The sequence below is a fragment of the Actinomycetota bacterium genome, assembly GCA_035697485.1.
In the GTDB taxonomy this organism is placed as follows: domain Bacteria; phylum Actinomycetota; class UBA4738; order UBA4738; family HRBIN12; genus JAOUEA01.
Window position 1 is genome coordinate 53,032 of sequence record DASSCU010000062.1, and the last position, 8,242, is coordinate 61,273.

The window sequence follows — 8,242 nt, forward strand, 5'->3', positions numbered from 1 at the left end:
GGACTTCAAGGGCCACTACGCGGTGCTCCGTCGAGCAGGCGGCCGTGCTCGCATTGGCCTTTCACCTACCACCGTGCTCCACGTCCACGCGGTGCTCCGTCGAGCGCTTGAGGACGCCGTAGCTTCACGGCTCATCCCTCGGAATCCCGCTCCTCGAAAGCGCCCACGCGTGGAGAGGGTGGAGCATGCCTGGTTGCTCCCTGAGCAGGTCGGGGAGCTGCTGGCGTTCGCGCGCTTCCGCGATCCAGATCTTTATCCCGCCTTCCGTCTCGCGGCGCTCGACGAGACTCCGGCGGGCCGAGCTTGCGGGCCTCCGTTGGTCGGATATCGACCTCATCGACCGAACGATCTCCATCTCTCGAACAAGGACCATCGCCGGGGGAGGGGCAACACCGCCTCGAATGACGGCGGCGGGATCTCCAGTGGAGGTAGCGCGACCATCACCAGCTCTGTGTTCTCAGACAACACATCGGAACATGGCGGTGCCATCGCCGGTGACGGCGCGTTGAACGTCGCCCTCTCCACGTTCTCGAACAACACCGCTTCGGGGTACGTGGCGGCCGGTGGTGGCATCAACAACAACGGCGGCATCTTCACCGTCACCAACTCGACCTTCACTGGCAACACAGCCTCAGGGGGAGACGCCTACGGCGGTACCATTTACGGCACGGGCTTCACTCCCGTCCTCGAAGTCGTCGGCTCCACCCTCTCCGGGAACCTTGCCTCGGCGACGGACGGAGCCCGCGGAGGCGCGATCATGAGCGGCTCCTACAACGACGACGGCATCTTCACGGTCACCAACTCGACTTTCTCGGGCAACTCCGCCATGGGAGGAACCGCTCCGGTCAGCGGCGGCGCGATCGACAGCATGAGTGGAACCATCACCAACTCCACTCTCTGGGGCAACAGCATCTCGCCGGGCCCGAACAGCCACGGCGGCGGTATAGCGAGTACGTTTCCTATCCGACGACGCTTCGAAACCCTGTCGTGGCGAACAGCTTGGTGGGGGAGACTGCTACAGCTCGATCGTCGATGCGGGACACAACATCTCCTCGGACGCGACCTGCGGATTCGCCGCCAACAACTCGCAACCGAACACCGACCCCAACCTCGGACCGCTCGCCAACAACGGTGGCCCGACCGAGACGATGCTTCCGGCGGCGGGCTCTCCGGCGATCGACCAAATTCCCTCGGGGACCAACGGGTGCGGGACGACGATCGCGACCGACCAGCGGGGAGTCTCCCGGCCCCAGGGCACCAGCCGCGACATCGGTGCCGTGGAGGTGGAGGCAGAGTTCTACACGTTCAATGGCTTCTACGCTCCGGTGGGCAACGGCGTCGCCAACGTGGGCTCTCCTACCGTCAGATCGCCGACCGTCTCGAAGCAGAAGGCCTGCGACCGAGGAGCGGTGGACGCTGGCACCCGCCGATGGTGTCGCGGCTGGTGAACAACAAGGCGAACGGATGACGGAAGCCTGCCCTGATCGAGGCGGGGCCGAAGAGTCGACTGAAGCACCCCGCTCTTCAGACTCGGAGGCAACCGCTCTCGGCGAGTGGGGACCCCACCTGAGCTACGGTGAACACTCGGAGGCGACCCGTCTTCCGTGTTGGGGACCCCATCCTGGCTACTGATCGAGTTTCCATCCGAAGCCCTCGAAAGATCGGAAAGCTGAGTACGCCAACAGAGTGCGATGACTGGAGCGAGCCAGCTGCCATCGCAATAGGCTCCGAGGATGGCCACGTGCCCCACCTGCGGTCACGAGAACCCTGACGAGCTGAAGTTCTGCGGCGAATGCGGCACCAAGCTCGAGGCCCCTGTGCGCGAAGAGCGAAAGGTCATCACCGCCTTGTTCTGCGACCTGGTCGGGTTCACCGCCACCTCGGAGGCCGCCGACCCCGAGGACGTGGACAAGATGCTCGTGTCGTACTTCTTGATGGCACGCACCACGATCGAGGCCTACGGCGGGGTCGTGGAAAAGTTCATCGGTGATGCCGTCGTCGGGATGTTCGGTGTACCCGCCGCCCACGAAGACGATCCCGAGCGCGCCGTCCGCGCCGGTCTTCGGATCGCGGAGGACGCCGAGGAGCTCGAGGCCATCGGAGGCGAACCGCTCAGGCTCCGCGTCGGGATCAACACCGGCGAGGCCCTGGTCCGCCTCGGCGTCACCCCGGGCTCGGGGGAGCGGATGCTCGCCGGGGATGCGGTCAACACCGCCTCGAGGATCCAGTCGGTGGCTCCCGAGTTGGGGGTGGCGGTCGGGCTCGGGACCTACGAGGCGACCGCGCGGGTCTTCGACTACGAGGAGCTCGAACCCGCCACGCTCAAGGGCAAGTCAGAGCCGGTGCGGGTGTTCCACGCGAAGAACCCCTTAGCTCGGTTCGGCACCGACCTCACCCGGACCCGCGACACCCCGTTCATCGGCCGCGAGATCGACCTGGCGCTCCTCAAGGGCATCTTCGACAAGGCGGTGACGGCCACCTCACCTCAGCTCGTCACCGTGGTCGGGGAGCCCGGCCTGGGCAAGAGCCGGATCGTGGCGGAGCTGCTCGGGTACGTCGACAGCAAGCCCGACCTGATCACCTGGCGTCAGGGACGGTGTCTCCCCTACGGAGAGGGCATCACGTTCTGGGCGCTCGGCGAGATCCTGAAGGCCCACGCCGGGATCCTCGAATCCGACCCACCCGATGTCGCCACGACGAAGCTCGATCTCGTCCTCCCCGAGGGCGAGGAACGTCCGTGGTTCCGCCAGCGCCTGCTGCCCCTGCTCGGGATCGAGGCCACCTCCACCGCCGAACGCGAAGAGCTGTTCACCGCCTGGCGGCGGTTCCTGGAGTACGTCGCCGAACAGGACCCGACCGTGCTCGTCTTCGAAGACCTGCATTGGGCGGATGAGGCGATGCTCGCCTTCTTGGAGCACCTCGCCGATCGTGCCGAAGGCGTGCCCCTGCTCGTGGTCGGCACCGCACGACCGGAGCTCTTCGAACGACGCCCCGACTATGCCGCGGGCCTGCGGAACATCACCATGATCAACCTCTTGCCGCTGTCGGAAGGAGAGACTGCGCGCCTCGTCTCCTCGCTGCTCGAGACCACCGTGATCGCGGCCAAACTCCAACAGCCGGTCTTGGACCGCGCCGGCGGCAACCCCCTCTACGCCGAGGAGTTCGTCCGGCTGTTGGAGGACAAGGACCTTCTGATCAAGAAGGGCCAGAGCTGGGAGCTGCGCGAAGGTGCCGAGGTCCCGCTCCCTGACTCGGTCCACGCCCTGATCGCCGCGCGCCTGGACACGCTGTCGTCAGATGCGAAGTCGATGCTCGCAGACGCCGCGGTCGTGGGGAAGGTCTTCTGGGCCGGCGCGATCGCTGAGATGGGCGACCGCGACCTCACGTCGGTCACCGAAACGCTCTGGGAGCTCTCGCGGAAGGAACTCGTGCGCCATGCACGCCGCTCATCGGTCGAGGGCGAAGCCGAGTACGCGTTCTGGCACGTGCTCGCCCGCGACGTCGCCTATGGCCAGCTCCCGCGAGCCTCCAGGGCATCCCGCCACGTCGCCGCCGCCCGATGGATCGAGTCCATCGCCCCCGAACGTGTCGAGGACCTCGCAGATGTCCTCGCCTATCACTACGCGACCGCGCTGGAGTTGGCTCGTGCCGCCGGAGAGACCGAGCGGGCCGCCGAGCTCGAGGCACCGGCGCTTCGGTTCCTCTCCCTCGCCGGTGAACGCGCGCTCGGACTCGACACCGCCGCGGCGCTCGCCAACCTGGAGCAGGCGCTCGCGCTCGCACCCCAAGGACATCCCGAACGGCCCGATGTGCTCGCCCGCTTCGGTGAGGCCGCTCTCGATGCTGGGCGTTTCGCTGAAGCGAAGGATGCTCTGGATGAGGCGATTGCGGCCTTTAGCTCAGCGGGCGACCTTCGCGCCACAGCCCGCGCGATGGACACGCTGGGCAACGTGCTATTCCGACTCGGGGATCCGCGGACCTGGACGGTCCCCGAAGAAGCGCTCGGGCTCTTGGAGCCGCTCGGGCCAACGCGTGATCTAGTCGATGCTCTCACCGAGGTTGCTGCTACCGAGGCCATTCAAGGCAGATCCCAGGAAGGGGTGCGAATGGCCGACCGGGCGCTCGCTCTCGCTAAAGAGCTCGGCCTTCCTCGCCCCGCGCGCGCCCTCGGCTTCCGGGGGTATGCCCGCGCGAGCCTTGGGGATCCCGCGGGCTTGGAGGACTTCCGTGAGGCGATCGCGCTTGCAGCTGAGGCGGGGCAGGGCCGCGAGGGCGCCCTCCTCCTCGGCAATCTCGGCTTGAAACTCTGGCTCATGGAAGGTCCCGCCGCAGCTCTCGAGGTCCTGCACGAGAACATCCGCCACGAGAGAGCTCGGGGGCTAGCCGACGAGGGCACTGCGGCGTTCACGCTGGACCAACTTGTCGATATGGGCGAGCTCGACGAAGTGAGCGAGGTTGTCGCCAGTCTCGCGGAGCGTCTGGAGGCGAGCGGGGACGTGACGGACCTCATCCCGGTTCGCGCCGCCCAGGCCCGGATCCTCAGCCTACGAGGGCAGGGCAGCACCCAGAGCGCCCAGGGGCTCGATTGGCTCGAAGCCGCGGCCCGCGTCACCGAGGACCCGAACTCGATCATCCATGGCCTTGGCTCCTCCGCTTTGGCGCGCGCCGAGTTCGATCAGAACGAGGTTGCCGATGCGTTGCTCACTGAGCTTGAGGCGCTCCCCGGCGCCCGTGACGCCGTGAACTACCCCGTCTTGCTCCCGGCAATGACGCGCGCGGCTCTGAGGGTCAGGGATCCCGCCCTTGCCCAACGTCTCGTGGCGGGCGTCGAACCCCGCACGCCCTACGCCGAGCATGCCTTCGTTGCGGCGAATGCCGTCCTCAATTGGGCCCGCGGGGATTTCCAGGCAGCTGCCGACGCCTACGCCGACGCCGCCGAGCGCTGGGGGCGATTCGGGGTGGTGCCCGAGCAGGCGTTCGCACTCATCGGCCGGGGCCGGTGCCTCCTGGGACTCTCCCGACCGACCGAGGCCGCTCCGGTCCTGCGCCGTGCTCGGTCGATCTTCGACCGGCTCCAGGCCGCCCCGGCGCTCGCCGAGACCGACGCGCTCCTAGAGAAGGCCATCGCGCTCAGCTCCTAGCGGGCGAGTTCCTGCGCCAGTCAACCCTGGAACGTGTTGTCGCGGATCTTGAAGAGGTAGGCAGGCACGCCCTCTTGCTGGGCCCGGCGGGGCCTGGCTCAGGGTCTGAGCTGACTGGGAAGGCCTTTCCCCTTCCGAATGAAAGTTGTAGACAAGAAACGACGAAGATCAAGAACGTCGCGAGAGAATGCCCGCACGATTCTCCGGGACGCGCTTCTCCGTTGAGCAGCACTTGGCGCGCCGAGACGCTCAGGGAGGGCGTCATGCGCACCATGCCGGCACCGCTTCGCAGGTACCTCACCGTGATCTCCACCGGCATCCTGCTCGCGCCGTTGATCAGCACCGCGTTCCCTGCGAGCGCCGTCGCGAGCCACGTCAGCTGCGGAGAGACGATCACCACCGACACGACCCTCGACAGCGACCTCGTCAACTGCCCGAACAACGGGATCGTGATCGGGGCCTCCGACATCACCCTGGATCTGAACGGCCACACGATCGACGGGAATGACGCCTTGGTGGACCCGTGCCCCGAGGACGAGTTCTGCGACGTCGGGGTCGCCAACGATGACCACAACAATGTCAGGGTCATCGACGGGACCGTGACGGAGTTCGCGTTCGGCGTGTACCTCTTTGGCGCGAGAGAGAATGCCCTGCGCGACCTCGCCACGATCGAGATCGTCTTCAGCGGCATCATCCTCGTCGACTCTGCGCGAACGCGCGTGCGAGGGAACACGACCTCTCGAAACGCCGGTCCTGACAGCGGCGTCGGTATGACGCTGTTCTCGTCCCACAACAACCGGATCATCGACAACACGAGTGCCGACAACGCCGAGCTGGGTATCCATCTCATCCGATCCGACCGCAATCACATCGGGCGCAATCGGGTACGCCGCAACCCGGAGGATCGGATCATCCTGGAGGGCGACCGCAACCGCATCGTCCGGAACCGCCTGGTGGGGAACAGCATCGGGGTCACCACCTTCACGGGCGGCGAACGATCGGTCGGCAACGTGGTGCGTCGCAACCAGGTGCGCCGCGCCCCCCGCGCCGGGATATACGCCTCCCCGCCGACGCGCGCCGTGATCCGGCGCAACCACGTCTTCGGTGCGGGAGCCGACGGCATCTCCGTCGGAAGCTCCAGAACCACGCTGACCCGCAATGAGGCCAGGAACAACGGCCGTCTCGGTATCAATGCAGTCGCTGGCGTGATCGATGGCGGCGGCACCGGGCTAGCGGGAACGGGGATCCGCGCCAGTGTGTGAACGTGACATGTCGTCAGTAGCGGCGCGGTCCGGAAGTCTTCACGCTCGGAGACGATCTGGCTCACGCGCTGCTTGGTCACACCGAGGATCGGGGCGATGTCGGTGACCCGACGGTAGCCCTGCTCTATCAGGGCGCGGACCTCAGCTGTCTCAGGCACGTGATGGCTTCTATTGCTCCATCAGCTTGACGACCTCGTGATCGCCGTCCGACACGCTCACCCTCAGGAGCCCATTGCCTCCAGGAATGTCCACGGCCCACTTGGCGGGTTCAGCGTTCGTGCGCTCGACGGTCCACGTCAGTTCACCCGTCGTGCACAGCTGGGCATCGGATCCGTCCTCGGTCAGTCTCGCGAGGTTGAACAAGAACGTCCCGTTGCCATCGCGGAAGCCGATGGTGCCATCGACCCGCACGTACAGCCCCCTACCACTTCGGTTGATCTCTCTCGCGAACGAGCCGTCCTCCGCCAACCGGCCTATCCCGATAAACGCGATGACCTCCTGGGTGGTGGCGTCTTCGCATGTGAGGGTGAAATTGATTGCGATGTACTCGAGGACCCGGCGACCGCTGTCCCTCTTGACCACGTGGGCCTTCACGCGGTTGTACGAGGGGGCAGACGTCTCTCCTCGATACCTAATCAGCTGCCCGGCGGAGGCTGGAAGGGCCAGTGCCACCGAGACGACAAAGGCGGCGGCGATCGACGCGACTGTGCGGCTCAGGGTTCGCATGCTCCTCCTCGATGCCACAGACGGGCACCCATCGTCAGCCGCGGAACGTGGAGGGTCAAGGCGGTCGAGATCCTCAGGGAGTTGGGAGCCAGCCAGCTAGCTCCCCAGCCCACATGCACGCAGCCGCATTTCGCGGGAAGGTGCCGGACCGAATTTTTCAGGAGGCGAGACCGGTGAGCCGCGACGTCCCGGCTCCCCCTCGGGGCTCAGCGATAGTGGCGTCGCCGCGTGGGCCGGCCTGGTTGCCGACTGCCGTGCCGCGTCCGGTGGCGCTAACGTCGACCTCGATCTGGCTGGCGAGCTCCTCCGCGTGCGCGATCGGCTCGACGAGATCCGGCGCGTGCTCGCCGACGAGGGACTCGTCACCGAGGGCTCGACCGGCCAGCGTCGGGCGCACCCGCTCGTCGCGGTCGAGGAGTCGCTGCGATCCCAGCTGCTCGGAATCAGTGATCGCCTGCTCATCAATCCGTCGAAGCGTGGCTGGAACGTCCGCGTCAGTAAGGACGGACGGCTCCAGCGAGGGAAGTAGCCGCCCTCGGCATCGCGTCGAGAGACGCACGCTCGCCCACGCGGGCGAGATGACGCCGCATTCACGTCTAGCCAGATTGATCAGCAGGGCGGGAGGACGTGCTTCGGAAGAACTTCACGACTCCGAAACCAATGAGCACCACGCCCGCAGGTACGAGGATGAAGGTCGTGGGCCAGACAGCCAAACCGACGCCGATCGCCATTACTCCACCGACGAGCCACCGCCAAGCATCGCTCACTCCAAGACGATAGACCGTCGGCTGGTCTTCTAGGAACATCCGCGAACGCTCTGACACCCGAAAGGCACTCTTTCCAGAAGGTGGCTTGAATGTGCTCATGGGGACGATCCATGCCGACCTGTGGGGCGCGCGACGGGGTAGCCTCGAGGGATGAGCGACCCGACGATCGACGCAGCCCGCGATGTCCTGGCGGAGAGCCTCGATGAGATTCGCCGCGGCATCGCGGGTCTCACGGTGGATCAGCTCAACGCGAAGCCCGCGGGAGGGGAGACCAACTCGGTCGCCGTGATCGCGACCCACGCGCTCGCGAGCACCCGCTCGTATATGAGCATCGCGGTCGGCGCGC

Annotated in this window: 7 protein-coding genes; 5 read left to right on the top strand and 2 right to left on the bottom strand. The window is 66.5% G+C overall.

The window, feature by feature from the left end:
• Positions 1-333: 333 nt before the first annotated feature.
• Complete coding sequence (locus VFI59_15680; protein ID HET6715132.1) at positions 334-618, bottom strand: hypothetical protein; 285 nt, start codon at positions 616-618, stop codon at positions 334-336.
• Between the two features lie 530 nt (positions 619-1,148).
• Here VFI59_15680 and VFI59_15685 point away from each other — a divergent pair.
• The 3 genes from VFI59_15685 (at position 1,149) to VFI59_15695 (ending at position 6,403) form a co-directional block, all read left to right on the top strand.
• Positions 1,149-1,448, top strand: coding sequence for a choice-of-anchor Q domain-containing protein (locus VFI59_15685; protein ID HET6715133.1), 300 nt, complete (start codon positions 1,149-1,151; stop codon positions 1,446-1,448).
• A 285-nt stretch (positions 1,449-1,733) separates the two neighbouring features.
• The gene (locus VFI59_15690) at positions 1,734-5,141 is read left to right on the top strand and encodes an AAA family ATPase (GenBank protein HET6715134.1); all 3,408 of its coding nucleotides are present in this window, start codon (positions 1,734-1,736) and stop codon (positions 5,139-5,141) included.
• Between the two features lie 74 nt (positions 5,142-5,215).
• Complete coding sequence (locus VFI59_15695) at positions 5,216-6,403, top strand: NosD domain-containing protein (protein ID HET6715135.1); 1,188 nt, start codon at positions 5,216-5,218, stop codon at positions 6,401-6,403.
• Positions 6,404-6,571: 168 nt separating this feature from the next.
• On the opposite strand, the gene VFI59_15700 is transcribed toward VFI59_15695, so the two are convergent.
• A complete protein-coding gene (locus VFI59_15700) occupies positions 6,572-7,129 on the bottom strand; it encodes a hypothetical protein (GenBank protein ID HET6715136.1) in 558 nt (185 codons plus the stop codon).
• A gap of 238 nt (positions 7,130-7,367) precedes the next feature.
• On the opposite strand from VFI59_15700, the gene VFI59_15705 reads away from it, so the two are divergent.
• On the top strand, positions 7,368-7,658 hold the full coding sequence (locus tag VFI59_15705) for a P27 family phage terminase small subunit (GenBank protein ID HET6715137.1): 291 nt from the start codon (positions 7,368-7,370) through the stop codon (positions 7,656-7,658).
• A gap of 388 nt (positions 7,659-8,046) precedes the next feature.
• Positions 8,047-8,242: hypothetical protein (locus VFI59_15710; GenBank protein ID HET6715138.1), on the top strand; the 196-nt coding region annotated here is incomplete at its 3' end.

Coding starts and splice junctions, on each gene's coding strand:
- VFI59_15685 (HET6715133.1), top strand. CDS start 1,149: ATGCTTCCGGCGGCGGGCTCTCCGGCGATCGACCAAATTCCCTCGGGG.
- VFI59_15690 (HET6715134.1), top strand. CDS start 1,734: ATGGCCACGTGCCCCACCTGCGGTCACGAGAACCCTGACGAGCTGAAG.
- VFI59_15700 (HET6715136.1), bottom strand. CDS start 7,129: ATGCGAACCCTGAGCCGCACAGTCGCGTCGATCGCCGCCGCCTTTGTC.